The 26,011-nt window shown below is 71.4% G+C and carries 18 protein-coding genes; 11 read left to right on the forward strand and 7 right to left on the reverse strand.

The window, feature by feature from the left end:
• Window positions 1–4: 4 nt before the first annotated feature.
• From argF to BS83_RS35280, 4 genes are all read right to left on the reverse strand, one after another.
• The gene (gene argF, locus BS83_RS35265) at window positions 5–1,006 is read right to left on the reverse strand and encodes an ornithine carbamoyltransferase (protein WP_037607406.1); all 1,002 of its coding nucleotides are present in this window, start codon (window positions 1,004–1,006) and stop codon (window positions 5–7) included.
• Between the two features lie 102 nt (window positions 1,007–1,108).
• Window positions 1,109–1,642 (reverse strand): GNAT family N-acetyltransferase, encoded by a 534-nt coding sequence (locus BS83_RS35270; RefSeq protein ID WP_037607407.1) that lies wholly within the window; start codon window positions 1,640–1,642, stop codon window positions 1,109–1,111.
• 63 nt (window positions 1,643–1,705) lie between these two features.
• Complete coding sequence (locus BS83_RS35275) at window positions 1,706–4,303, reverse strand: polynucleotide kinase-phosphatase (protein WP_051944585.1); 2,598 nt, start codon at window positions 4,301–4,303, stop codon at window positions 1,706–1,708.
• Between the two features lie 5 nt (window positions 4,304–4,308).
• Window positions 4,309–5,799, reverse strand: coding sequence for a 3' terminal RNA ribose 2'-O-methyltransferase Hen1 (locus BS83_RS35280; protein WP_037607408.1), 1,491 nt, complete (start codon window positions 5,797–5,799; stop codon window positions 4,309–4,311).
• Window positions 5,800–6,304: 505 nt separating this feature from the next.
• Here BS83_RS35280 and BS83_RS49040 point away from each other — a divergent pair.
• The 8 genes from BS83_RS49040 to BS83_RS35315 all read left to right on the forward strand — a co-directional run bounded on the left by BS83_RS49040 (window position 6,305) and on the right by BS83_RS35315 (window position 20,259).
• A complete protein-coding gene (locus tag BS83_RS49040) occupies window positions 6,305–6,754 on the forward strand; it encodes a hypothetical protein (protein ID WP_408641107.1) in 450 nt (149 codons plus the stop codon).
• A complete protein-coding gene (locus BS83_RS35285) occupies window positions 6,751–7,692 on the forward strand; it encodes an HTTM domain-containing protein (RefSeq protein WP_157597456.1) in 942 nt (313 codons plus the stop codon). The genes BS83_RS49040 and BS83_RS35285 overlap by 4 nt, the downstream gene beginning before the upstream one ends.
• On the forward strand, window positions 7,689–8,690 hold the full coding sequence (locus BS83_RS35290; protein WP_037607410.1) for a GNAT family N-acetyltransferase: 1,002 nt from the start codon (window positions 7,689–7,691) through the stop codon (window positions 8,688–8,690). The genes BS83_RS35285 and BS83_RS35290 overlap by 4 nt, the downstream gene beginning before the upstream one ends.
• A 170-nt stretch (window positions 8,691–8,860) precedes the next feature.
• Window positions 8,861–11,911 (forward strand): AfsR/SARP family transcriptional regulator, encoded by a 3,051-nt coding sequence (locus tag BS83_RS42545; protein ID WP_269664897.1) that lies wholly within the window; start codon window positions 8,861–8,863, stop codon window positions 11,909–11,911.
• 321 nt (window positions 11,912–12,232) lie between these two features.
• Complete coding sequence (locus tag BS83_RS35300) at window positions 12,233–12,448, forward strand: hypothetical protein (RefSeq protein ID WP_037607411.1); 216 nt, start codon at window positions 12,233–12,235, stop codon at window positions 12,446–12,448.
• A 411-nt stretch (window positions 12,449–12,859) separates the two neighbouring features.
• Entirely contained in the window at window positions 12,860–13,291 is a 432-nt protein-coding gene (locus BS83_RS48050; protein WP_051944589.1) for a hypothetical protein, read from the forward strand.
• Between the two features lie 67 nt (window positions 13,292–13,358).
• A complete protein-coding gene (locus BS83_RS35310; protein ID WP_051944591.1) occupies window positions 13,359–15,398 on the forward strand; it encodes an SPFH domain-containing protein in 2,040 nt (679 codons plus the stop codon).
• 85 nt (window positions 15,399–15,483) lie between these two features.
• A complete protein-coding gene (locus BS83_RS35315) occupies window positions 15,484–20,259 on the forward strand; it encodes a DNA repair ATPase (RefSeq protein WP_051944593.1) in 4,776 nt (1,591 codons plus the stop codon).
• Here the strand turns inward: BS83_RS35315 and BS83_RS35320 are convergent.
• A complete protein-coding gene (locus BS83_RS35320) occupies window positions 20,187–21,275 on the reverse strand; it encodes a PucR family transcriptional regulator (RefSeq protein WP_051944595.1) in 1,089 nt (362 codons plus the stop codon). The two genes, BS83_RS35315 and BS83_RS35320, sit on opposite strands and share 73 nt — an antisense overlap.
• 178 nt (window positions 21,276–21,453) lie before the next feature.
• On the opposite strand from BS83_RS35320, the gene BS83_RS35325 reads away from it, so the two are divergent.
• A complete protein-coding gene (locus BS83_RS35325; protein WP_037607412.1) occupies window positions 21,454–22,266 on the forward strand; it encodes an SAM-dependent methyltransferase in 813 nt (270 codons plus the stop codon).
• A gap of 45 nt (window positions 22,267–22,311) precedes the next feature.
• Here the strand turns inward: BS83_RS35325 and BS83_RS35330 are convergent, their stop codons facing one another.
• Entirely contained in the window at window positions 22,312–22,854 is a 543-nt protein-coding gene (locus tag BS83_RS35330) for a GlcG/HbpS family heme-binding protein (protein WP_037607413.1), read from the reverse strand.
• A 217-nt stretch (window positions 22,855–23,071) separates the two neighbouring features.
• Between BS83_RS35330 and BS83_RS35335 the strand changes: the two genes are divergently transcribed.
• Window positions 23,072–24,244 carry a sensor histidine kinase gene (locus BS83_RS35335; RefSeq protein WP_232248600.1) on the forward strand — a complete coding sequence of 391 codons (1,173 nt, stop codon included), beginning with the start codon at window positions 23,072–23,074 and terminating at the stop codon, window positions 24,242–24,244.
• Entirely contained in the window at window positions 24,244–24,903 is a 660-nt protein-coding gene (locus BS83_RS35340; RefSeq protein WP_037607415.1) for a response regulator, read from the forward strand. The genes BS83_RS35335 and BS83_RS35340 overlap by 1 nt, the downstream gene beginning before the upstream one ends.
• 87 nt (window positions 24,904–24,990) lie before the next feature.
• Here BS83_RS35340 and BS83_RS35345 read toward each other — a convergent pair whose 3' ends face one another.
• On the reverse strand, window positions 24,991–25,968 hold the full coding sequence (locus tag BS83_RS35345) for a hypothetical protein (RefSeq protein ID WP_051944597.1): 978 nt from the start codon (window positions 25,966–25,968) through the stop codon (window positions 24,991–24,993).
• Window positions 25,969–26,011 lie beyond the last annotated feature (43 nt).

The following is a 26,011-nucleotide window of genomic DNA, read 5'->3' on the forward strand; positions in this document are numbered from 1 at the left end:
GGGCTCAGTCGCCGAGCGTGGCCACCATGATCGCCTTGATGGTGTGCATGCGGTTCTCCGCCTGGTCGAAGACGATCGAGTGCTCGGACTCGAACAGCTCGTCGGTGCACTCCAGTTCGGTCATACCGGTCGCCGCGTGCATCTGGCGGCCGACCTCGGTGCCCAGGTCGTGGAAGGCCGGCAGGCAGTGCAGGAACTTGGCGGCCGGGTTGCCCGTGGCCCTGATGGTGTCCATCGAGACCTGGTAAGGGGCGAGCAGCCCGATCCGCTCCGTCCAGACCTCCTTGGGCTCGCCCATCGAGACCCAGACGTCGGTGTAGAGGAAGTCGGCGCCCGCCACGCCCGCCGCCACGTCGTCGGTCAGGGTGATCCGCGCGCCGCTGCCGGCGGCGAGGCGGGCGGCCTCGGCCTGGACCTCCGCGGTCGGCCACAGCTCCTTCGGGGCGACGATGCGGATGTCCATGCCCAGCAGCGCGCCGGTCACCAGCAGCGAGTTGCCCATGTTGTTGCGGGCGTCGCCGAGGTAGGCGAGCGCGACCTCACCCAGCGGCTTGGCGCAGTGCTCCTGGATCGTGAGCACGTCGGCCAGCATCTGCGTCGGGTGCCACTCGTCGGTCAGGCCGTTCCACACCGGCACGCCCGCGTGGGCCGCCAGCTCCTCGACCACGGCCTGGCCGTGCCCGCGGTACTGGATGCCGTCGAACATCCGGCCCAGCACCCTGGCGCTGTCCTTGACGGACTCCTTCGCGCCCAGGTGCGAACCGCTCGGGTCGAGGTAGACGGCGTTCGCACCCTGGTCGGCGGCGGCCACCTCGAAGGAGCAGCGGGTTCTGGTCGACGCCTTCTCGAAGATCAGGGCGATGTTCCTGCCGCGCAGCCTCGGCTGCTCCGTCCCGGCGTACTTGGCGGCCTTCAGCTGCGCCGACAGGTCGAGCAGGAAGCGGAACTCCTTGGCGGTGAAGTCCAGCTCCTTGAGGAAGTGCCTGTTGCGCAGATTGAAGGCCATGCCGGTCTCCTGGCGTATGCGTCCGAGCGACGGGTCGACGGGTGAGCGAGTACTATCCAGGAAGCATATACGAGGCTTCGAATGGTTATGCAGTCCCTGCGGTCAGGCGGTCGCCAGGGCCAGCTTCATCTCCAGCTCGTCCGCCGAGGTGTCCAGCGGGTAGGGCCGGGTGCCGCCGGTCCGGACGAAGCCGCGGCGCTCGTAGAAGCGGATCGCCCGCGGGTTGTCCTCGTGCACCTCCAGAAAGAGCTCGGGCGCCCCGGCCGTGTCCCTGGCCCAGGCGATGCAGGCGTCCAGCAGGGCGTCGGTGACCCCGGCCGCCGCGCCCCGGTGGCCCGGATCCACCCAGACGCCGACCAGCCAGGCCCGGTCCGGCGCCGCGCCCGGGTCGGCGGGCGGCACATAGGCGTGCATGCAGCCGACCCACTCGCCGGTCCCCTCCAGCACCGCCGCGTAACCGGCGTTGCCGGAGAGGGAGTTGCGCGCCGCCCTGAAGCGCCACTCGTCCTCGCCGTGGCCGAGCACGGTCTCGTAGGTCTCCAGGTAGGCGAGCGGGGTGTCCTTGGTCATCCGAAGCCGGATGTCCCGCGTCTGCGGCCAGTCCTCGGGCTGGATCGGGTGGATCCGGAAGCGCATCCTCGGGCCTCTCTCGTGCAACAGTCAGATGTTCGACAGTCGGTGTCAGCTTAGGCAGAACGGTCAGAGCCGGGGGTCGACCGGCTCGGACTCCAGCGACAGAACTGCGAACACCGCCTCGTGGACCCGCCACAGCGGCTCGCCCTCGGCCAGCCGGTCCAGCGCGGTCAGGCCGAGCGCGTACTCGCGCAGCGCGAGCGAGCGCTTGTGCCCGAGCGTCCGCGCCCGCAGCCGGGAGAGGTGCTCCGGGCGGGTGTAGTCGGGGCCGTAGATGATCCGCAGGTACTCGCGCCCGCGGACCTTCACGCCCGGCTGCACCAGCCGGCCGCTCTCGGTGCGCACCAGCGACGCCAGCGGCTTGACCACCATGCCCTCGCCGCCGCCCGCGGTCAGCTCCTCCCACCAGGCCGTGCCCGCCGCGCAGGACTCCGGGTCCTCGGTGTCGACGACCAGGCGCCGGGTGCCCTGCAGCAGCCCGCTCCCGTCCGCCTCGACCATCCGGTCGATCCAGGCGAGGTGCTGGTCGTGCGGGCGCACGGCCAGGTTCGCACCCTCCGCGGCCAGCACCTGGAAGGGCGCCAGCCGGACCCCTTCGAGTCCCTCGACCGTCCAGCAGTAGCGCCGGTAGGCCTCGGTGAACGCCGCGGCGTCCGCCGCGCGCTCCGCCTGGCGCTCCGCCAGCCCTGCCACGTCCGCGCCCAGCGCGGCCGCGGCGTCCAGCGCCGCCCGTGCCGCGCCCAGCGCCGCGCCCGAGGCCGCCCCGACCGCCGCGTACTGGCGGCGCAGCAGGCCCGCCGACTTGAGCGACCACGGCATCAGCTCGGCGTCGAGCAGCAGCCAGTCGCTCTCCAGCTCGTCGAAGAGCCCGGCCTTCTCGGCCGCGGCGCGGACCGCGGCCAGCACCCCGGCGGTCAGCTCGGCGTCGTCCAGGAAGGCCCGCCCGGTGCGGGTCCAGATCTGCCCGCCGGTGGGCACGCCGAAGCGCCGCTCCCCCGCCGCGCCCTCGGCGTCCCGGCAGACCAGCACCACCGCGCGCGAGCCCATGTGCTTCTCCTCGCACACGACCTGGCGCACGCCGTCCTCGCGGTAGCCGGCGAAGGCCTGGTCCGGGTACTCCAGCCAGCCCTCACGCTGCGAGGTCGCCACCGGCGACATGGTCGGCGGCAGGTAGGCGAGCAGCCGCGGGTCGATCGCGAAACGGCTCATCACCTCCAGCGCCGCCGCCGCGTTCTCCTCGCGGACGGCGACCCGGCCGTGGTGGCGCGTCTCGATGATCCGCTTGCCCGCGACGTCGGCCAGCGCGAGCGGACGGCCCTCGCGGCCGCCGGGCGCGTCCGTGATGAGCGGGCGCACCGGCTCGTACCAGACCTGCTCGGCCTCGACCTCGACGAGTTCGCGCTCCGGGTAGCGCAGCGCGGTCATCTTCCCGCCGAAGACGCAGCCGGTGTCCAGGCAGATGGTGTTGTTGAGGAAGTTGGCGACCGGCGTCGGGGTGTGACCGTAGACGACCAGCGCCCGGCCCCGGTACTCCTCCGCCCACGGGTAGCGGACCGGCAGCCCGTACTCGTCGGTCTCGCCGGTGGTGTCGCCGTAGAGGGCGTGCGAGCGCACCCGGCCGCTGGTACGGCCGTGGTACTTCTCCGGCAGACCGGCGTGGCAGACCACCAGCCGGCCGTCGTCCAGCAGGTAGTGGCTGACCAGCCCGGCGATGAACTCCCGCACCTGCTGCACGAACTCCGGCGGCTCGGCGGCCAGCTGGTCCAGCGACTCCTGCAGCCCGTGGCTGACCGTCACCTTGCGGCCGGCCAGCGCCCGGCCCAGCTTGTTCTCGTGGTTGCCGGGCACGCAGAGCGCGTGTCCGGCGGCGACCATGCCCATCACCAGGCGCAGCACGCCGGGAGTGTCCGGGCCGCGGTCGACCAGGTCGCCGACGAAGACGGCGGTGCGGCCTTCCGGGTGCGCGGCGTCGACCGCGCGGCCCTCGGCGTCCAGGGTGACCTCGTAGCCGAGCCGCCCGAGCAGGGTGACCAGCTCGGAACGGCAGCCGTGGATGTCGCCGACGAGGTCGAAGGGGCCGGTCAGGTGCCTGAGGTCGTTGTAGCGCTTCTCGTACACCACCTCGACGGCGTCGATCTCGGCCTCCGAGCGCAGCACGTGCACCTTGCGGAAGCCCTCACGCTCCAGGAACCGCAGGCTGCGCCGCAGTTCGCGCTGCTGGCGCTGGAGCACGTGCGGCGGGAAGTGGGCCCGGTCGGGCTTGCGGGAGTTGCGCTCGGCGCAGAGCTGCTGCGGCACGTCCAGCACGATCGCGACGGGCAGCACGTCGTGGGCGCGCGCCAGCTCGATCAGCTGGCGGCGGGCCTCCTGCTGCACGTTGGTCGCGTCGACGACGGTGAGCCGGCCGGCGGCCAGCCGCTTGCCGGCGATGTAGTGCAGCACGTCGAAGGCGTCGCCGGTGGCGGACTGGTCGTTGGGGTCGTCGGAGACCAGGCCGCGGCAGGCGTCCGAGGAGACGACCTGGGTGGGCAGGAAGTGCCGGGCGGCGAAGCTCGACTTGCCCGAGCCGGTGGTGCCGACCAGGACCACGAGGGAGAGGTCGGGCACGGTCACCCTGCGGGTGGTCGCCTCGGGTACGGCGGTCGCCTCGGTGGCGTCGGTCATGGGGGTCACTCTCCCTTCGTGTCGGTGCTGGCGGACGCGTCGGCGCCCAGGGTGAAGGCGGCGAGCTGGGTGGGCGGCCCCACCTCGGGGTCCTCGTCGCCGACCGGGCCGAACTCGACGGTGTAGCCGTAGGCCGTGGCCACCTGGTCGGCCCAGGCGCGGAACTCGGCGCGGTTCCATTCGAAGCGGTGGTCCGCGTGCCGGACGTGCCCGGCCGGCAGCGACTCCCAGCGCACGTTGTACTCGACGTTCGGGGTGGTCACCACGACCGTGCCGGGACGGGCGGCGCCGAACACGGCGTACTCGAGCGCGGGCAGCCGCGGCGGGTCGACGTGCTCGATCACCTCGGAGAGGACGGCGGCGTCGTAGCCGGTCAGCCGCGCGTCGGTGTAGGTGAGCGCGCCCTGGAGCAGCTTGAGCCGCCGGGCCTGACGCTCGGGCATCCGGTCCAGCCGCAGTCGCCGCGCGGCGATCATCAGGGCGCGGGCGGAGACCTCGACGCCGACGATCTCGGTGAAGGCCTTGTCCTTGAGCAGGTCCGCGACCAGCGCCGCCTCGCCGCAGCCGAGGTCGAGCACGCGCTTGGCCCCGGCGGCGTGCAGCCGCTCCACGATCGCGGCGCGGCGTCGCACGGCGAGCGGCGTCGGCTTGGGAGCCTCCGCCTCCTCCTCCGGCCCGTTCTCGGCCGGGACGGCGTTGTCGATCTCCTCCAGCTCGCTGTCGTCGGCCTCGGCCAGCCGGGCCAGCTCCAGCCGCTCGGTGGCGGCGCGCGCCAGCGACCAGCGGCGCGACAGGTAGCGGCGGGTGATCAGCTGCTGCTCCGGATGCCCGGCCAACCAGCCCTCGCCCCGGTTGAGCAGCTTGTCGACCTCGTCGGGGGCGACCCAGTAGTGCTTGGCGTCGTCGAGCACCGGCAGCAGCACGTAGAGCTGGCTGAGCGCGTCCGCCAGCCGCAGCGTGCCGCTCAGCCGCAGTCCCACGTAGCGGGATTCGCCCCACTCGGGGAAGTTCGGGTCCAGCGGGACGGCCTCCGCCTCGACCTGCCAGCCCAGTGGCTCGAAGAGCGCGTGCACCAGCTCCACGCCGCCCTTGGCGGGCACGGCGGGCAGCTCGAAGGTCAGCGGCAGCGCCCGCGCGGCCAGCTCCGGCCGGGCGTTGCAGACACCGTTCATCGCGCTCTTGAAGACCGCGCTCATCGCGACCGCCAGCAGCGAGGACGCCGCGTAGGGGCGGTCGTTCACGTACTGCGCCAGCGCGAAGTCGGGCGATCCGCCCCTACCCTTGCCCCCGCGCCCACGCCGCACGAGCGCGACGGGATCCACCTCCAGCAGCAGCGCGGCCGTGCAGCGCTCGTCGTTCGCCTCCGGATAGAAGACGTGCGCGAGGCCGTGGGCGGTACTGAAGGACTGCGCCTTGCCCGGGTGCTTGTGCAGCAGGAAACCCAGGTCCGTGGCAGGACTGTCGGGGACACCGGTGGTGCTGATCGTCAGGAACACGTGGTCGAGTATGTCCGGACTCGACGACTCAACCCACCGACTTTTCTCGCAACGCCTGCTCTCGTGCCGCGATGCACCGAGCCCTGGTGGCTGCAAGGAGCGCGATCCATGGGTAGCCGCTCAAGAGGCGGTTGACCAGCAGGGTTGTCTCTTCACCGGCTTGGCGTCAGCTGATTGGTAGCCGATTGGTAGTGGGCTTCGCCATATTGAGCCGTGTCGGCCACAAGGGTGACCGAAGTCCAAGGGGGAGGAGTCAGGAGATGAAACGGACGATCGTCTGGGGGGCTGTCGTCGCAGCAGTCCTCATGGGTCTGCTCATCGCAGCCGGGGCGTCTGGGGCACAGGCGGTGCCCATCCCGGACGCCGGCCACAACAAGATGATATGAAGCGCCCTAAGTTGAGGGCCCCCGACGGCCGGCCCGCAGGGCTGGGCGCGGGGGCCCACGGATTCACCTTCACACTCGTGTTGGTGTCTGCATTCGCGGTGACTGCGCTTGTGGCTCAAATGCCGGTTGGCCCCGGGGCTTCCCTGCCTAGCACATACCGAACGACCGCACACACCATGTGGCCGCAAGGCTGGTCGTTCTTCGCAGATGAAGGAGATGTGGACGACGTCACAGCACTCCGCCCGGGTGACGCGGGTGGCGCTCCGGCCAATGCGGCGGCAGTCGGGAACAGTTGGGGCCTGAGCCGACTCCCGGATGCCATCTATCGGCAAGCCGTCTTCGTCTCTGGAGAGGTTCCGATGACAAGGTGGGTGAACTGCCTTGCCCGCTCGGTCCAATCTGCGGCGGAACGCTGCGCCGCGCTAGCGAAGCCAGTCGTTGCCCTCAGCAACCCATTCCGCCCGGCACTCCTCTGTGGAGTCTACATTCTGGTGAAGGGCAAACCGTGGGTCGGACTGGAGCGCCAGGAAAGTTTGGTATCCGTCGTTCGCCTGACCTGTTCTCGGTGAGCCGATTTCTGGATCGAACGGAAGTATTCGATCCCCGCAGCCACTCTTTGGCGATCGGCCGATCGCTGCTCGCCAGCGCCGAAATGACGGTACTGATCTCCTCGCCCGACAGGGTCCTCTTCGGAAGTGGCCCTTACGGATCCTATGGAACACTGTGCACCGGGCTGGGCAGAGCATCCCTGTGGTGTGCATTCGGAAGCACCAACCAAGCCCTTCATCTGGCATCGACTGTGGCGATCCTGGTGCTCGTCGGAGTCATGGTCGGCTTCCGACCCCAGTGGTTGTGCATTCCCCACTGGTACGTGGCATTCAGTTTGGCCACCCGTACCACGGTCCTCAACGGCGGAGACGCAGTCGCCCAGATCCTGACGTTGCTCCTGATTCCGTGCTGCCTGGGCGACCGTCGCGCCTGGCAGTGGAGCCACCCCACCGAGAGGCTGGCGCCCACGTGGAGTGGCAGTTCATACGCGGCAGTGCTCCTTTTACGGTGCCAGTTGGCTGGGATCTACCTCGAGGCCGCAGTCTCAAAACTCGCCCATGCGAGCTGGCGGCAAGGGAAGGCGATGCCCGCGATTCTTCTCGGCGACCCCCTGTTCGCATTGACCGGCAACGCCAGAGAGCTGGTCGAACAGGTCTTCACTTTGGCGTGGACCAAAACGGCAATGTCCTTGTCGGTCATCGGCATTGAGCTGGCGATCGGGGGCGCGATCCTGGGCCGGGCAGGCATCCGTCGACTGGCTCTTGCCCTCGTGATTCTGCTCCACGCCGCGATTATTCTCGCCATGGGACTCTTCAGCTTCGGTCTGATCATGATCGCAGCCATGGTCGTGGCGAGCATGCCAACCCGATATACGCCTTCCCGGCTACTCAGGCCCGCATGGGCAGGCGACCGCGCGTCCGACACAGTACGGTTCCATGAAAGAGAGATGCACCCATGAGTTTTGAAATTGAACTATTCTCGCCCCTTGAAGCGTCCAATGGCGACCTGAGGGAGTGCTACCAGGTCATCGTGTCCGTCGTCGCCGAAGAGTTTCCCGAGCAGCCCATTCCGACCTTTGACGCGTATGTCGGACAAATGCGAACTGGCACGTCACTGCTTGGCGAACGGAGCTATTGGGTCGCCCGGGAGCAGGGTGAGATTCTCGGGGTCGCAACGCTAGAACTTCCCGCATTCGAGAACAGCGATGTGGCCGTCGTCACTGTTCGGGTCAGGCCGACTGCACGGCGCCGCGGCATCGGCCGGGCGCTGCTTCGGACGGCGATCGCCCAAGCCCGTACGGAGTCTCGCGGCCTACTGAACGTTCAGAGCGTGAAGGTCGACGGCGAAGGCGAGCGGTGGGCCACAAAGCTCGGATTCGAGACGGTCCAGAGCTACGTGCTGCAACGGCTGGAGATCGCCGCTGTCGAGCCACGGCTTTGGCAGGTGAGCGTTCCCGACGGTTTCCGCCTGCAGCACTGGAGCGGCCGGGCACCGCATGAGCTGGTCGCCGCCTACGCCCTGGCCCGAACAGCAATCGCGGACGCTCCACTCGGAGATTCGGAATTCAAGTTTCCCGAGTGGACCGTTGACCGTGTCCGTCAGCATGAGGCGGAGATTGAGGAACGCGGTGACATCCACTGGGTGGTTGTGGCTGTGTGCGAGCGCAGCGGGGCGGTTGCCGGTCTGACCGAGATGCTCTTCACCCCGCACCGGCCTGGGTTGGGCCTGCAACAGGAGACAGCAGTGCCTCCAGCTTTCCGGGGACAAGGCTTGGGTCAGCTCGTCAAGGCCGAGATGATGCAGTGGGTGACCCGTCAGCGTCCGGAGATCCATTCGATCGTCACGAACACTGCAGCGGACAATACGTACATGATCAGGGTGAACCGGCAAATCGGCTACGCCACCGACTGCACAGTCGCCGACATGGAAGCGCGAGTCGAAGGGCTCAGCATCTGAGCCGGACCCCCGCAACCCCGTTCGATGACACCACCGAAGCGTAGGCTTCCCACGTGACCAGTACACGATCGTCCGCAGACAGCGACCAGTTGGGGGCCCCGGGCCCTGAGGCCGGTGACGGCACTGGTGTGCGGGTGGAGGTTCGACTCTTGGGCCCGCTGGACTTCATCGTGGACGGCAGGAGCATCGCACTCGGGGGCCCTCGTGCTCGTCGCCTCTTGGCGCTACTGATCCTCCACAACAATGAGGTCGTGTCAGTCGAACGGATAGTCGACACACTGTGGGATGAGCCCCCTTCATCGGCTCGCCAGCAAGTACACAACGTTGTTGGCGGGTTGAGACGAGCACTGCGTGCGGGCGAGCGCTCGGTCGAACTGGTCACCAGCGAGGCTGGCTATTCGCTCAAGGTTGAGCCGGCCATCGTCGACCTCGCCCGCTTCCAGACGAGGGTGCAAGAGGCGGACCTGGCCGCGAGCGCGGGGGACGTCGAGAAGGGCATCCAACTCTTGAGCGAAGCGCTGGATACATGGAGGGGGGAGCCCCTCGGTGGGCTTTCGACGGGGCCCCTGGCCAATGCCGTGACGGTGTTGACGGATCAACGACTCTCAGCCGTTGAACGTCTGGCCGAACTTCGACTGGACCGGGGACGCCCAGCTGAGTCGATTCCCAATCTCGTGGAGTTGGTCGAAGCATTCCCCTACCGGGAATCACTTCGCGCATGGTTGATGCGATTGCTCCAAGCCGCGGGTCGGCAGGCTGATGCCCTGGCGCTCTTCGACGAGGGGCGCCGACTGTTGAGCGAAGAGCTGGGGCTGGACCCCAGTCTCGTGCTGCAGGAAGCGCACTCGTACGTTCTCGCGGGAGCGCCCACCACGGTCCACGGACCACCAAGCCAGCATCAGGGACAGGCTCCGACTCCCCTGGGCACGAGGGTGGGGGCCGAACGAAGGTTCCTGCCTCGCGACATCGTGGAGTTCACCGGACGTGAGGCCGAGCTTCGACAACTTGTTGAAGACGCCCGGCAAGTCGGGACCGGTGCCCTGGTTGTATCGGCAATCAACGGAATGGGCGGGGTGGGAAAGACGACGCTCGCCGTGCGCCTCGCGCACATGCTTACCGAGGACTATCCGGATGGCCAGTTCTTCATCGATCTCCAAGGCTTCAGTGCCGGAGCGGAGCCCGTGGAGCCGACTCAGGCTCTGAAATCGCTACTCCTCAGCGTCGGCACTCCACCCGAGCTGATTCCGATGGACCTTGAAAGTCGCAGTGCCCTGTGGAGGTCACACCTGGCCGGAAGGCGAGCCCTGCTCCTGCTTGACAACGCGGTAAGCGCCGTCCAGGTCCGCCCCCTGCTGCCTGGTACACCCGATTCGCTCGTCTTGATCTCAAGTAGGCGCCGCATGCCGTCGTTGGAGGGGTCTGTCCCGCTCTCCCTCGATGTCATGAATTTCGCGGACGCCATTGCCTTGTTCAGTTGTATCGTCGGCCAGGAACGGACCGAGGCAGAGCAGGATGCCGCAGCGCAGGTCGTCAACTTGTGCGGACGCCTGCCGCTGGCAATCCAGGTGGCAGCCTCTCGGCTGCGAGACCGGGTCCACTGGGCCATCGATGACGCCGTCGGGCAGCTGAAGGATCAGGAGAGCCGCTCACGCTTCCTCACGACAGACGACCGGAGTGTCATGACCGTGCTCACCTGGTCGTACCGTCATCTGTCAGAGCGGCAACAGGCCGTATTCAGGTTGCTCGGCATCCATCCGGGTGCCGACTTCGACGCGTACTGCATCGCTGCGCTGGCGGACATTTCCCTGGCCGAGGCCATCACCATTCTCGATGAACTCTTCGACGTCCACCTCCTTGAGCAGCGTTCACCGGGACGCTACAGCCTCCACGACCTCTTGCGGGACTGCTCGCTCGTTGCCCTGCGGCGAGACGGCCGCCGTGAGGAGAGAGAGGAGGCTACGAGGCGTCTCCTGGACTACTACCTGTGGTCGGTGCACTCGTGGAGCCGCCCGATCATCAGAAGCTGGTTCAGGTTCGAGGTTGGCATCGCCCACATGCCTCGATTCGTGATAGCCATGCCAAGTGCCGAAGAAGCGCTGGACCGCCTGGAGGGCGAGTACCGCAACATCAGGTCTGCCATAACTCTTGCACTCGACACCGGAAGCCATGAACACGTGTGGCAGCTCATCTGTTCGCTACTCCCCTACTTCAGTGCGCGCTTTGACTACGGAGTCGAGACCGAGGAACTCGCCACACTCGGGCTGGGCAGCGCGCGCATCGCCGGGAATTTGGCCGGGGAGTCCATGTGCCTAATGGCCCTGGCGCACAGCCGCAGAACGCGGGGGGACAGTCACGCGGCTCAAGCGCTGGCGGAGCAGGCCATCAGCCTCAGCAGTGAGAACGGCGACAGGGAGCGAGAAGTTTACCAGCGTACCGGGCTTGGCATTGTCCACTTGGATGAGAATCGCTTCGAGGATGCTCTGGAGTGCTTCACCGCTGCCATGGAGTTGTCCCTCGATGTCGGAGATCGCGAGTCGGAGGCTGGCCTCACCAACAACCTTGGGGTGGTGTGTCGCGAGCTCGGTCGGCTTGATGAGGCACTGCGTTACTTGCAGCGTACACTGGCCCTCGAACTGGAGTCTGACTCACGCTCCGCACAGGCTTTCACGCTCTCCAACATCGCGCAGATCTGGTTGCTCCGAGGAGACGGCAGCGCTGCGGAAACGGCTTTCAGCGAAGCGCTCGTCATGAGTAGAGCCGTCCGCAGCAAGCGGGCCGAGACGCTCGCTCTGCTCGGTCTTTGCGCAACCAAACGTTGGACGAGCGACCTAGTGGCCTCGCTCGGGTGCGGACGCGAGGCGTTGGAGACCGCAAGGCAAGCCGACTGGTTCGATCTCGAAGGGGACAGTCTCAATGCGCTGGGCGACACTTATCTGTCCTTGGGAGACCTCGACTCCGCAGAGAACATCTTTATCCAGGCTGGCAGTATCGCGCAGGAACGCAACTCCGAGCGCTACTTGGCTCGGGCACGTGAGGGGCTGGCTCACACGGCTGCAGCACGTGGTGACCTCCTCGTCGGACGCTATCTCTGGCACGAAGCCCTCCGGGCACACCCAGGGGGAGTAGTTGACGCTGCGGCCGCTAGAGGGCATCTGGATGCCGCACACCCAGCGGACTCGCCCTGCTGGAGGTGCGCGCTGGTGCAACCTCGTTCCCATTGAATCGAGCATGTTTTGAGCTGTCATCACTTGATGCCATGACATGGTGCTGGACTGCTGTTCGCGGAGCCGTACGAGCACCGTCCAGACCGCGGTATCTGCTCAGACGCAGTCGACCTTGAGCGCCACACCGCCGGGATCTCGGTCTGCTGAAACCCAGAGCATGGGATCACGCACGGGCGCACGGAGGCACACGGGCGGGCGGCGCGCGCCTCCGGTCGCGGTGGGGCGGGCGCTTCGCGGACGGAGCGCCGGGTACTCCAGCAGGAGTCCCGGCGGCCGTGTTCCGAGGGCCGCCCGAAGCCGACCAAGCGAGGAGTGGCCATGAGCGGTCTGGACGGGCTGGAGCCGGTCGCGACGTTCTGCGGGAGCTGCGACTGCGGCTGCCCGCAGCTGTTCGTCGACGTCGACGCGCCTGCTGAGCGCCGCGTCGTGCTGACCGACGACTTCGGGCAGCGGGTGGAGATGAGCGCCGACCAGTTCTCCTCCCTGCTGGCGGAGGCGAAGGCCGGTCGGCTCGACGCCGCGGCGAAGGCCTGAGCGGCCCGACGCGGCACGGATGTGAGCTGAACCAGGACATCAAGAGAGCGCTAAGACTGCCGGGATCATGCAGTGCGCGAAGGCTCCCCCCGCTGCCACGCTGACCCTCGGCAGCGCGCACCAGGCGCGACTGCCGCGGATTCTGCAGAGGCAGGCGACAGCAGTGGGCGGCTTTCTGAGGGCGGCGACGGGATTTCCCACCGTGCTCTTCACCTTCGCGCTGGTCGTCGTCGTGGCGTACTGGGTGGTGGTGCTCGTCGGGGGCGTGCACCTCCACGGAGGCCACGGGCACGCGGGCCACGCCGGTCATGGTGGTCACGGGGGACACGGGGGACGGGCCGCCGGGGGCGGGCCGGGCACGGGGGGCGTGGTGTGCGTGGGGGGCTGCAGAAAACGCTGGGGCTGGGTGGGGTGCCGATCACGGTGGCGGTGTCGCTGCTGGTCGCCTTCGCCTGGTTCACCGCGCTCGCGGGGCGGGCGCTGCTGGGGGGCGGGGACGGGGGCATCCTGCTGGCGGCGGCCCTGGTCGGGGGGTGGGTCGGGGCCCGGGTGCTGGCCTGGCCGCTGCGGCGGTTCATGCCGACCCCGGCCCCGCCACCCAGCCGCAGGGACTTCGTCGGCCGCACCTGCGTCATCCGCACCGGGCGGGTCGGCCCGGACTTCGGCCAGGCGGAGGTCCGCGCCGCCGACGGCTCCGCCGCGCTGGTCCAGGTCCGCCAGAGCCTCGTCGAGGCCGCCGGCCAGGGCAGTGCGTTGACCTCCGGCGCCGCCGCGCTGATCTACGACTACGACGCAGAGGGCGAGTTCTTCCGGGTCATGCCCGACCTGCCGGCCATGGGCTGAGCCGCTTCGTCGCCACCGTCTTCTTCTCTTCGCTTCATCCACCGCAAGGTTCTCCAAGGGAACAGCCATGTCTGTCGTCACCATCGGTATCGGCGTCCTGCTCGCCGTCCTGCTGCTCATCGGTCTGGGCACGCTGCTGCTCTTCGGCCGGCTGTTCCGCAAGGTGATCCAGGGTGAGGCCCTGATCATCTCCAGGCCCAAGAGCGTCGACGTCACCTTCACCGGCGCCTTGGTCGTGCCGATGCTGCACCGCGCCGAGGTGATGGACATCTCGGTGAAGACGATCGAGATCTCCCGCACCGGCCGTGAGGGCATGATCTGCCAGGACAACATCCGCGCCGACATCCAGATCACCTTCTTCGTCCGGGTCAACAAGACCAAAGAGGACGTCATCAAGGTCGCCCAGGCCATCGGCACCGACCGGGCCAGCCACCAGGAGACGCTGCAGAACCTCTTCAGCGCCAAGTTCGCCGAGGCGCTGCGCACCGTCGGCAAGCAGCTCGACTTCGTCGACCTCTACACCAAGCGCGAGGAGTTCAGGGACCGCATCATCGCCGCCATCGGGACCGACCTGAACGGTTACCACCTCGAGGACGCGGCGATCGACCACCTCGAGCAGACGCCGATGTCGCAGCTGGACCCGGCCAACGTCCTCGACGCCCAGGGCATCCGCAAGATCACTGAGCTCACCGCGCTGGAGCACATCCGCACCAACGACTTCCAGCGCAACGAGCAGATGGAGATCACCCGCCAGGACGTGGACGCCCGCGAGGCCGTCCTGGAGCTCGAACGCCGCCGCGCCGAGGCGGAGATCCGGCAGCGCAAGGGCATCGAGACGCTGAAGGCCCAGGAGGAGGCCGCCACCGCCCAGGTGCAGGAGGAGGAGCGGCTCAAGGCGCACAGCGCGCTGCTGCGCACCGAGGAACTGCTGGGCGTCCAGCGCGAGAACCAGCAGCGCGAGATCGCCGTGGCCGAGAAGAACCGCGAGCGGGTCATCGCCGTCGAGAACGAGCGGATCGAGAAGGACCGGCTGCTCGAGGTGGTCAACCGCGAGCGCGAGGTGGAGCTCTCCCGCGCGGAGAAGGAGCGTCAGGTCGAGGTGGAGCGCCGCGGCGTCGCCGAGGTGCTGCGCGAGCGGGTGGCCGTGGACCGCACGGTCGCCGAGCAGGAGGAGGAGATCAAGCGCGTCCGGGTGGTCCAGGAGGCCGAGCGCACCCGCCAGTCCGTGATCATCGCGGCCGAGGCCGAGGCGCAGGAGCAGCTGGTCAAGGACATCAAGGCGGCGGAGGCCGCCGAGCAGGCTGCGCACTTCCGGGCCAAGGAGCAGCTGGTGCTGGCCGAGGCGGGCCAGAAGAGCGCCGAGCTCGACGCCGCGGCGGCGGCACTCGCCGCCCAGGGCGAGCGGGCCAGGGCGGGCGCGACCGGACTGGCGCAGGCCGAGGTCGCGGAGCGTCAGGCGCTGGCCGAGGCGGCCGGCATCAGGGCGCGGCTGGAGGGCGAGGCCGAGGGTCTCAAGCAGAAGGCCGCGGCGATCGAGAAGGTCGGCCTGGCCGAGGCCGCGGTGACCGAGAGCAAGGCGCAGGCGGAGGCCGTCGGCATCCGCGAGCGGCTGCTGGGCGAGGCCGCCGGCCTCAAGGAGAAGGCCGCGGCGATGGCCGCGCTGGACGAGGTCTCCCGGGCGCACGAGGAGTTCAGGCTCCGGCTGGCCGCGGACAAGGAGATCCGCCTGGCGGCGCTGGATGTGCAGCGCAAGGTCGCCGAGGCGCAGGCGGCGGTGCTGGCGGCCGGGCTGGAGAGCGCGGACATCGACATCGTCGGCGGCGACAGCATGTTCCTGGACCGGCTGGTGAGCGCCGTCTCCTTCGGCAAGGGGATCGACGCGACGGTGCAGAACTCGGAGACCGTGCGGACGCTGGGCGCCGACTGGCTGAACGGCGAGCGGAGCTTCGGCGCGGACGCGACCGAGGTGCTCGGCTCCCTCGCGGCCGGCGGTCCGTGGAACCTCGCCATGCTGACCAAGCTGCTGGCGAGCCAGGGCGCCGACGCCACGGCGGCGGTGGTGCCCGCCGACCCCGCCCAGCTCCTGAACGGCAGCACGGGCAAGTAGTCCCGCCCCGCCCGGCGGCGGCACCACCAGTCGAACAGCGCAGTACGGCAACGCAGTAGAGCAGCAGGAGAGAGGCACCACGAAGATGGGCGTCGAGGACGGCACCTACCAGATCCTGCGGGCACGGCTCGCGGATCGGGCGGCCGAGCTGGGGCGGCGGGCGGGGGAGCTGAACGGTCTCCGGCTGGAGGTCTTCGGCTCCCGGCCGCTGGAGCTGACCGGGGCGGCCAGGCCGCGCACCGCCGGCGAGGCCGTCGCCTGCGGCCTGGTCCCGGTCGGGCCCGGAGTGCTGCTGCTGGGCACCTCGGCGCCCGGCCTCGCCGAGGGGATGCTCTCGCTGCACACGCCGGAGGGCGCGGCGCTGGAGCCGGCCGCCGTCCCCGGCCTGCTCGACGACGAGCGCTTCCACCGCGACCTGGCCGAACTGCTGCGCTACTTCCGCGACTCGCGACTGGTCGACCTGGTGCGGACCGCCCCCGGGCGGCTGCTGGCGGTGTTCCGCACCGGTGAGAACGAGGGCGACCTCAGGGTGCTGCGCTGGCAGCTGTCGGAGTCCGGGGCGGAGTACCTGGACAACCACGGCGAGCGGGACCTGCCGCAGCCCCCGGCCTTCGAGCTGCCGTGGACCACCACCGGCCGCGAGCACCACGACCGGGGCCGGATCAGGATCGAGGGCGCGGGCGGCGCGGTCAGCGTCGCCACCACCGGCGGCAGCCTCACCGTGCAGGCGGTGCCCGGCGGCAGGCCGCTCTTCGAGGAGCCCGTCGACGACCCGCTGCAGAGCCTGGCCGACGCCGCCGTGGCCTACGCGGTGACCGGACCGCTGCTGCTGCTCCGCGTCCGCCCCTACAACGAGCGGGCCGACCGCTACCTGGTCGTCAACACCCGCACCGGCACGGTCCGCCGCCAGGACTCGCTCGGCCTCGGGGCGCGGCTGCTCCCGGCCGAGCAGGGCCTGCTCTTCCCCGGCGGGTACGAGCTGGCCGACGGCAGCCACCGCTCCTTCCGTCTGGACGAGACGGCCGCCGCGACCGCGGCGGCCCCCGCGGAGCCGACCGCTCCCGCCGACGAACTGCGCTTCGAGGCCGTCCTGGCCTCTCCCAACGGCGAGGACCTGCTCTACGTGCTGCGCCGCCCCGGGCGTGCCCAGGTGCTGCTGCTGCCGTGGAACACCGTCCGGCGGGAGGCCGCCGCCGCCCTGCACGGAGCCGGCTTCGCACTGCTGCCCGACGGGAGCCTGGTCCTGCTCAAGCCGGACCGCGAGCCGGTCCGCACCCACGAACTCCAGCTCTGGCGCACCCCGTTCGTCTCGGCCGACCACGCTGCCGCGCAGCCCGTGGGTGACGGGCCGCTGGAACGCATCGGCAACGCCGACCTGGTGCGCGGCATCGCGGACTGCCTCGACGTGGTCCGCAACGCGAGCGTGGACCCGGCCACCGAGGCGGGCTCCGTCTTCTCCCCCGCGCTGATCCTGGACGGCTGCACCAAGGCCGCCGATCGCCACTACTGGCTGGCCGACACCGGCCTGCTCGCACCCCTGGTCGAACTGCGCGACGCCGCCCAGCAGTTGGCCGCCGAGCAGGAGCGGGTCAACGCGCTCGCGGCGCGTGCCGCGGAGGCGCTGGAGCAGGCGGACGAGGAGGCCGCCGCGCTGGTCCGCCGCTCGCACGGCGAGCCGCCGGCCGATGCCGACGGCTGGACCGCGCTGCTGGCCGACCTGCGCCGCGCTCAGGGCCGCGCCCACACACTGCGGGAGCTGCCCCAGCTCGACCTCGCCGCGCTCGACGTCGTGGAGAGCCGGCTCGCGGACGAGCTCGCCGGCGCGACCGACCGCGCCTTCGCCTACTTCGCCGGACCCGACGCCTTCGCCGAGCCGCTCGCCGCCGCCCGCGCGGCCGCCGCCACCGCCGCGGAGACCGCCACCGCCGCCGAGGCCGCCCGGCTGGCCGAGAGCCTGACCGAGCAGGCCGAGTCGCTGGGCGTGGTCACCGATCTGGTGACGGGCGCGGTGAGCGCCGAGCCGGGCGCGGGCACCGCCGTGCTGCTGGCCATCGGCGAGGTGCTGGCCGCCGTCAACCGGGCCCGTGCCGTGCTGGCGACCCGTCGCAGGACGCTGCTGGAGAGCGAGCACCGGGCCGCCCACGCCGCCGAGTCGGCGCTGCTGGCCCAGGCCACCACGGCGGCCCTCGCCGCCGCCGACGCCCCCGCCTCCTGCGACGACCAGCTGGCCAGACTGCTGCTGCGGCTGGACGGCCTGGAGGCCCGCTTCGCCGAGGCCGAGGACCTCGCCGCGGAGCTGGCCGACCGCCGCGTCGAGATCCAGCAGGCCTTCGCCGCACGGCGGCAGACCCTGCTGGACGAGTCCGCCGCCCGCGCGGACCGGGCCGCGGCCTCCGCGACCCGCGCCCTGGACGCGCTGCGGCGCAGGCTGGACGGCCTGGCCTCGCCCGAGGACGTCCAGGCCGCGCTGGCCTCCGATCCGATGGCGCTGCGCGTCCGCTCCGCCGCCGAGGAGCTGCGCGCCCTGGACCAGCGGGTCCGGGCGCAGGAGCTGGAGGACGCGCTGCTCGGCGCGGGCCAGACGGCGGTGCGGGCGCTGCGCGACCGGGCCGACCTGTCCGCCGACGGCGGCGCGAGCGTCCGCCTGGGACGCCACCGCTTCGCGGTCCGCCGCGAGCCGGTCGAGCTGACCCTGTTGCCGGAGGGTGAGGAGCTGGTCTTCGCGGTCACCGGCACCTCCTACCGCCGCGCGGCCCGGCTCCCCGAACTGCTGGCGGGACGCGAGTTCTGGACCCAGCCGCTGGTGAGCGAGTCGCCCGCGCTCTACCGCGCCGAGTACCTGGCCGCCGGTCTGCTGGACGCGGCCACCGACGAGCCCGCGCTGCCGCAGGTACGCCGGGCCGCGGAGCGCGCGTACGACGAGGGCTACGAGCGCGGCGTCCACGACGAGGACGCGGCCCTGATCCTGGAGGCGCTGCTGCGGCTGCGGGCGAACGCGGGCCTGTTGGCGCACCCGGCCGAGGTCAGGGTCACCGCGCAGCTGTTCTGGGCCTTCGGCGCGGCCGAGCCGCGCCGTGCGGCCTGGCGGCGCAGGGCCCGCTCGCTCGCACTGGCCAGGGGGGCCTTCGGCCCGGCCGCGACGCCGGCGGCCGTCGGCCTGCTCTGCGCCGAACTGTCCGCCGGTGCGGCCGAGTTCGCCGCGGCCCACGGCCTGCCGGAGACCGCCCCGGTGGGCGACTACCTGTTCGAGGAGCTGGCAGGCCCGCACGAGGGCTTCGCGACCAGCGCCACCGCCCGCGAGCTCCTGGAGGCCTTCCGACGCACCGACATCGCACCGCGGCTCGTCGACGACCTCGCCGCGCTCGGCGACGACCTGCACGCGGGACACCAGCTCGCCGCCGCCTGGCTGGAGTCCTTCACCGCCGCCACCGGCACGGACGCCGACGGCCTCCCCGAGGCGGTGGCCCAGCTCTGCGCCCCCGAACTGCCCCGCTACGACGTCGCCGCCCCGCTCGGCGCGACCGTCGAGGGACTGCTCGGCACCCACCCCCGGGTCAAGGACGGCAGGCTGACCGTCCGCCTCGACCGGCTGCCCTTCGACGCACGGGCCTTCAGGGAGGAGCGCGCCCCCGCGTTCCGCGCCTTCCAGCGACAGCGCGCGGACGCCCTGGCCGCCGAACGCGTCCGGCTGCGGCTGGACGACTACCGCCCCCGCCCGTTGGCCGGCTTCGTCAGGAACCGGCTGATCGACGAGGTCTACCTGCCGCTGGTCGGCGACAACCTGGCCAAGCAGCTGGGCTCGCTCGGCGGCACCCCGGACCGCAGCGGACTGCTGCTCCTGCTCTCCCCGCCCGGGTACGGCAAGACCACGCTGCTGGAGTACGTCGCCGAGCGGCTCGGCCTCCTGATGGTCCATGTCGACGGGCCCGCGCTGGGCCACGGAACCACCTCGCTCGACCCGTCCCTCGCTCCGGACGCCGCGGCCCGCCGCGAGGTCGAGAAGATGGTCTTCGCCCTGGAGGCGGGCAGCAACGTGCTGCTGCACCTGGACGACATCCAGCACGTCTCCACGGAGCTGCTGGAGAAGTTCATCCCGCTCTGCGACGCGCAGCGCCGGATCGAGGCGGTCAGCGACGGCCGGGCCCGCAGCTTCGACCTGCGCGGCCGCCGCTTCGCGGTCTGCCTCTCAGGGAACCCCTACGCGGGGAACGGGCACCGCTTCCAGGTGCCCGACATGCTCGCCAACCGAGCCGACCTGTGGAACCTGGGCGAGGTTCTGAGCGGGCACCAGGAGCTGTTCGCGAGCTCCTTCCTGGAGAACGCGCTGGCCGCCAACCCGGTCCTGGCCCCGCTGGCGGGCGGCGACCCGGCCGAGCTGCGCCTGCTGATCGCGCTGGCCGACGGCGATCCGGCCGCCCGGGCCGACCAGCTGACCCGTCCCGTCCACGACCTCGACCGGGTGCTGGCCACCCTGGCCCGGCTGCGCCGGATCCAGCACACGGTGCTGGCGGTCAACCGCGCCTACATCGCCTCGGCCGCGCAACAGAGCGCCGACCGGCTGGAACCGCCGTTCCTGCTCCAGGGGTCCTACCGGACCATGGCCCAACTCGCCGCCAGGGTGGATCCGGTGCAGAGCGACGAGGAGATCGAGGCGCTGCTGGACGAGCACTACCTGGCCGAGGCGCAGGCGCTCGGCAGCTCCGCCGAGGCCAACCTGCTCAAGCTGGCCCTGCTCCGCGGCCGGGCCACCGGGGAGCAGACCGCCCGCTGGCGGGCGCTCTGCGCGGGCTACGTCCCCTCGGGCAGCTCGTCGGGCCACCCCAACAGCCTGGCGCCGAAGACGGCCGTCTCCAGGGTGTAGCGCTGCAGCGAGTCGTCCGGGTCGAGGCCGGTGAGCCGGACGATCCTGGCCACCCGGTAGGAGAGCGCCCGGACGCTGAGGCCGAGCCGCCTGGCCGCCTCCGCGGTGACGTAACGCGACTCGGCGTAGGCGGCCAGGGTCTCCAGCAGCGGCTGCGGCCCGCCGCGGGTCTCCCGCAGCGGGCCGAGCACGCCCCGCACCAGCTCGACCAGGGCGTCCCTGTCGCGCAGCAGCACGGGCAGCACCAGCAGGTCGGCCGCACGCAGCAGCTGTCCCGGCAGGGCCAGCCGCTCGGCCTGCTCCAGGGCGCCGCGCGCCTCCTCGTAGGAGCGCACCACCCCGCCGGGCCCGCTGTGCGGACGGCCGATCGCGACCCGCCGTCCCTCCGTCAGCTCGGCGAAGGCCCGCACCGCAGCGGTCTCGCCGGGGCCGCCGGGCACGATGCAGACCAGGCGGCCGTGCTTCACCGCGAGCAGCAGCTCCTGCTCGCCGAAGCGGCCGAGCAGTTGCCGCTCCACGCCGCGCACCAGCGGGTCCTCCAGGCTGTAGCCGTCCCCTTCGGCGACCGCCACCACATGGGAGCAGGCCAGGTTGAGGCCGAAGCGTTCCGCGTGCTCGGCCAGCCGCCCGAGATCGCTGCGGCTGCTGAGCAGGTCGGCGACGAACTCGCGGCGCTCGGCCTCCTCCTGCTGCAGCAGCTCCCGGTAGGCGCGCCCGTAGCCGGCGGCCAGCGCGGCGACGGCCGCGCGCAGCGCCGTCATCGACGCGTCGCCGACGGGCTCCCCGGCCCAGACGCGGCCGCTCACCGCGAGCCGCTCGTCGATCAGCTCGGCGAGCCCGCGTCCCTCGGCGGCGGCCAGTGCGCCGTGGTGGCGCAGCGACTCGACCTCGTCGCGGCGCAGCCGCCGCCCGCTTCTGCCGATCTCGACGAGCAACGGACCCCAGGCGTCGACCGCGGCGCCGGGGCCCCCGGACGACGGCGCGGACGAGCCCGATGCCGGAGTGACCGTGGCCATCTCCGCTTCCTTCCCCCGTGACGACACAGACGCGCCAGCGTACCGGTCGCACCCGGAGCGTTCGCCAGAGGGCGCAACAACATCCGGTCCGCGGGTAGTTGTCGGTGGAAGACGCACGTGGCAGGGTGTGCTGACCGTACTTCCTGAGGCACGCGCGTCGAGTGGCGGATCGGGCTGGATGAACCAGGACATGGGCCGGGAGCCGCCGGCGATCGACACCAGCGTGGCCCACTCGGCCCGCATGTACGACTACTGGCTGGGCGGCCGGACGAACTTCGCCCCGGACCGGGAGCTGGGCGACGCCGTCGAGCGGGTCATCCCGACGATCCGGGCGATGGCGAGGGAGAACCGGCGCTTCCTCGGCCGCGCCGTCCGGCACATGGTGCATCTGCAGGGCATCCGTCAGTTCCTGGACATCGGCACCGGCATACCGACCGAGAACAACACCCACGAGGTGGCCCAGCAGGCGGACCCCAGCGCACGGGTCGTCTACGTCGACAACGACCCGATCGTGCTGGCCCACGCCCGCGCGCTGATGTCCGGCACGCCGACGGGCCGCACGGCCTTCCTCCAGGCCGACCTGCGCGACCCCCGGGCGATCCTGCGCCACCGCTCGCTGCGCGAGACCCTCGACCTGCGCGAGCCGGTCGGGCTGATCCTGGTCGGCGTGCTGATGCTGGTCGCCGACGCGGACGACCCGTGGGACAAGGTGGCCACCCTGCTGGAGGCGCTCCCCTCGGGCAGCTGCCTCGCGCTGACCCACGTCACCGCGGACTTCGACCCGGAGTCCGTCGGCGCGGTGGTCTCCGCCGAGGGCGAGGGCCGGATCACCCTGGCCCCCCGCCCCAGGGACGAGGTCGCCCGCTTCTTCGGCGACTGGGAACCCGTCCAGCCGGGCATCGTCCCCGTCATGGCCTGGCGCCCCGACGGCCCCGCCCCGGCCGACCCGGAGGCCGCGTACTACTGGGCCGGCCTGGCCCGCAAGCGCTGACCCCTGCGGGGAGCCGGGTCGGTGGCCAGGCTGTGCGGCCGCGGGTCAGCGGCCCAGGGCCGTGACGCCCGCCTGGGCGTAGCGCTCGTCCTGGTCGCCGCTGGGGGCGCCGGCCACGCCGACCGCGGCGATCGGCGCGCCCTGGGCGTCGACCGGGGCGCCGCCGGCGAGGAAGAGCGTGCCGGGAATGTCCTTCAGGTTCGGGGCCTGGGCAAGTCGCTTGGCCAGCTCGGAGGTGGGGGCGTTCCAGGAGACCGCCGTGTAGGCCTTCTCCGCAGCCGAGTCGTAGGACTGCGGGCCCGCGCCGTCGCCGCGCAGGGTGACCAGGGTGTTGCCGTCACGGTCCACGACCGCCACGGACACCCGCTGGCCGTCCTTGGTCGCGGCGTCGAGCGCGGCCTGGGCGGCCTTCGTCGCGGCGGCGACGGTGAGGTGGGTGGTCTGCCGCAGCTCCTTCGGGGCCGGCCCGGCGGACGCGGCGTCGGCGCTGGTCGCCATCGCGCCGAGCGAGGCCACGCTGACCGCGGCCACGCCGAGCGCCCCGGTGAGGACGCGGGCCCGCAGCGAGATCGTGTTCAGCTTCTTCATGGCTTCTGCTCCTTGGATCGGGGGGTGTTCCGGGTGTTCCCTTCGCTGATTCGATCCTCCGTCCGGCCCGGGGGCCCGACGGTCGGCGCAGCGGCTCGTCCGGCGTGACCGGACGGAGGACGCGGGGGTCAGCCGATCGGCTGATGCGGAGCCCGGCCCACCGGGTGACGATGGGCCTGTCGGAGCAGGTCGGCGGCCCACTGAGGAGGAGGTGCGGGTGCGGCAGGAGAGCCAGGAGGACGCCGACGCCCGCCGGGTGTCGCTGGTGGCGCACGTCGCCTTCTTCCTGCTGCTCGGCGCCTCGCTGGCGCGCTTCCTGATCCGGCACCCCGGCGACTCCCGGACGCCGTGGATCATCGCGCTCACCGTCCTGCTGGGCGTTCTCCACCTGCTGCCGACGCTGCGGCCCACCGCCCGCAGGCTGCCGTGGCTGGGCGCGGTCGTCGCCGTCTGGGTGACCCTGGTGCTGCTCGCCCCCAGCTTCGCCTGGTGCGCGGTCCCGCTGATCTACACCGGCCTGCGCACCCTGCCCGCCCGCGCGGCGGCGGCCCTGGTGGCGGTGCTCACCGTGCTCGTGGTGATCGCACAGCTGCGTCTGGCGAACGGCTTCGACCCGAGCCTGGTGCTCGCGCCGCCCGCCGTGGCGGCGATCGCCACGGCGGTCTTCCTGTCGATGCAGCGCCAGGCGACCCGCCAGCGGCAGCTGATCGACGATCTGGTGCGGACCCGGCGCGAGCTGGCGGCCACCGAACGCCGCGAGGGCACGCTCGCGGAGCGGCAGCGGCTGGCCATGGAGATCCACGACACGCTGGCCCAGGGGCTGTCCAGCCAGCGCATGCTGCTCCAGGCCGCCGAGCGCACCTGGGACGCGGACCAGCCCACCGCCCGCGGACACGTCAGGGCGGCGGGGGCGATCGTCGAACGCAACCTCGCCGAGGCGCGCCGCTTCGTCCACGACCTCGCCCCCGCCGACCTCGCCGACGGCGGCGGCCTCGACCGGGCCCTGCACACGCTGGCCGCCAGGGAAAGCGCCGAGTCGGGCGTCGCGGTCCGGTGTCATGTCGACGGCCCGCCGGCGCCGCTGCCCGACGGGGTGCAGTCCGCGCTGCTGCGGATCGCCCAGGGCGCCCTCGCCAACGTGCGCGAGCACTCGGGCGCGCGCAACGCCACCATGACCGTCTCCTACCTGGGCGACCAGGTGGTGCTCGACATCGTCGACGACGGGCACGGTTTCGTCCCCGCCGACGAGCGGGAGGGCGGAGCCGGGCGCGGCCACGGGCTGCCCGCGATCCGGGCCAGGGTCCGCCGGTTCGGCGGCGCGCTCACCATCGAGTCCGCACCCGGCGAGGGCACCGTCCTGTCCGTCACGATCCCCCTGGAGACGCCCTGATGTCGTCCCCGTCCCCCTCACCGACCGGGGGCGGTGCGCGAGTGCGCGTGCTGCTCTGCGACGACCACGCCATGGTCCGCGCGGGCCTGCTCGCGCTGCTGGGCAGCGAACCCGACATCGAGGTCGTCGGGGAGGCCGGGAGCGGCGAGGAGGCGGTGGCCCTGAGCGCCAGACTCCGCCCGGACGTCGTGCTGATGGACCTTCAGCTCGGCGAGGGGATGGACGGCGTCGAGGCGACCAGGCGACTGGTCGCCGCCGGGCCGAAGCCGCACGTCCTGGTGCTGACCACGTACGACACCGACGCCGACATCACCCGGGCCGTCGAGGCCGGGGCCACCGGCTACCTGCTGAAGGCCGAGCGCCCCGAGGAGCTGTTCGGCGCGATCCGCGCGGCGGCGCAGGGCCGCACCACGCTCTCCCCGCCGGTCGCCTCCCGCGTGATGGCCCGGATGCGCGCGCCCGGGCCCACCCTCACCGACCGCGAGCGCGAGATCCTGGGCCGGCTCTCCGAGGGCCTCGGGAACCGCGACATCGCCCGTGCGCTGTTCATCAGCGAGGCGACGGTGAAGACCCATCTGGGCCGGATCTACGCCAAGCTCGGCGTCGACACCCGCGCCGGGGCCGTGGCCGTGGCGAAGGAACAGCGCCTGCTGTCCTGAACCGCGTGCACGGGAGCGGGGGAACCTCACGGCTCCCCCGCTCCCTCATCCCGCGTGACGCGCCACACGCCACGCGGAGCCGGTGAGTCAGCCCGACATCGCGCAGCCGCCTGCGGCGTTGCTCCAGGTGGGCTGCATCGCGAAGGTGCCGCTCGGCAGGCTGACCGTGCCGAGGTTCTGCCAGGCGCAGAGGTCGCCGTCCTCCTCGCCGTTGGCGTCGACCCACCCGCTGGAGGGCTGCGGGTCGGTCAGCGACTCGGCGTACTCGTGCCCGCCGACGATGCTGAACCCGTCGAGCTGGCCCTGCACCGAGTTGGCCCCGCAGCCGGAGCCGGCGTCCAGGACGTAGGGCATGTTGGTGTAGGAGACGTTGCCGTTGTAGTCGTGCCAGGCGCAGAAGCCGCTGTTGGGGAAGCCGTCGGGCGAGGTGCCGCTCGGGCTCAGCACGACGATCTGCACGTCGGGTCCGGAGACCCCGAAGTGCGCGGCCCCGGCGTCGGCCTCGGCGGCGATGTCCGCCTGCGCGGCCGAGCCGGGAGCGGCGCTGCCGTCGTCCACCCAGGTGCCGCCCAGCACCGAGCCGCCGAAGCTCGGGCCCTGGCCGCTGTTGTCGGTGTACTGGGAGGTGACGGTGGACCAGTTGTCCTGCGAGGTGCCGAGGCCGTTGAAGAGGTCGGTCTCGTACTGCTGGACGCCGTTGCCGTCGCTGTCCCACTGACTGCCCCAGAACACCAGGTAGACGCTCACCTGGTGCTGGACGGGCCCGCCGTTGTACAGCAGACCGCCGGACGCGTCGGCCGCGTCGGCGTGTGGGTGCGCGGCGCCGTGGGCGCCGCGCATCGGGATCACGCCGTGGCGGCCGTGGGTCTCGACCCGGTAGGTGTGGCCGTGGCTGCGCACCCACTGGGTGTGGGCGGACGGGGCGTGGACGGACTGGCTCTGCACCGACGGCGAGGGGGTGCGCGGGGCAGCGCTGCCGGGTGCGGCCGAGCCGAGCAGGGTGGCTAAGGCGATGCCGCTCGCCGCGGCCAGGAACGCGGTGGTGCCGCGTCGGATCCGGAACATCCTGGTGCCTCCTGGTGGGGACTGGAGTGTTCTGACGAGTCCA

The organism is Streptacidiphilus rugosus AM-16 (assembly GCF_000744655.1).
Lineage (GTDB): Bacteria > Actinomycetota > Actinomycetes > Streptomycetales > Streptomycetaceae > Streptacidiphilus > Streptacidiphilus rugosus.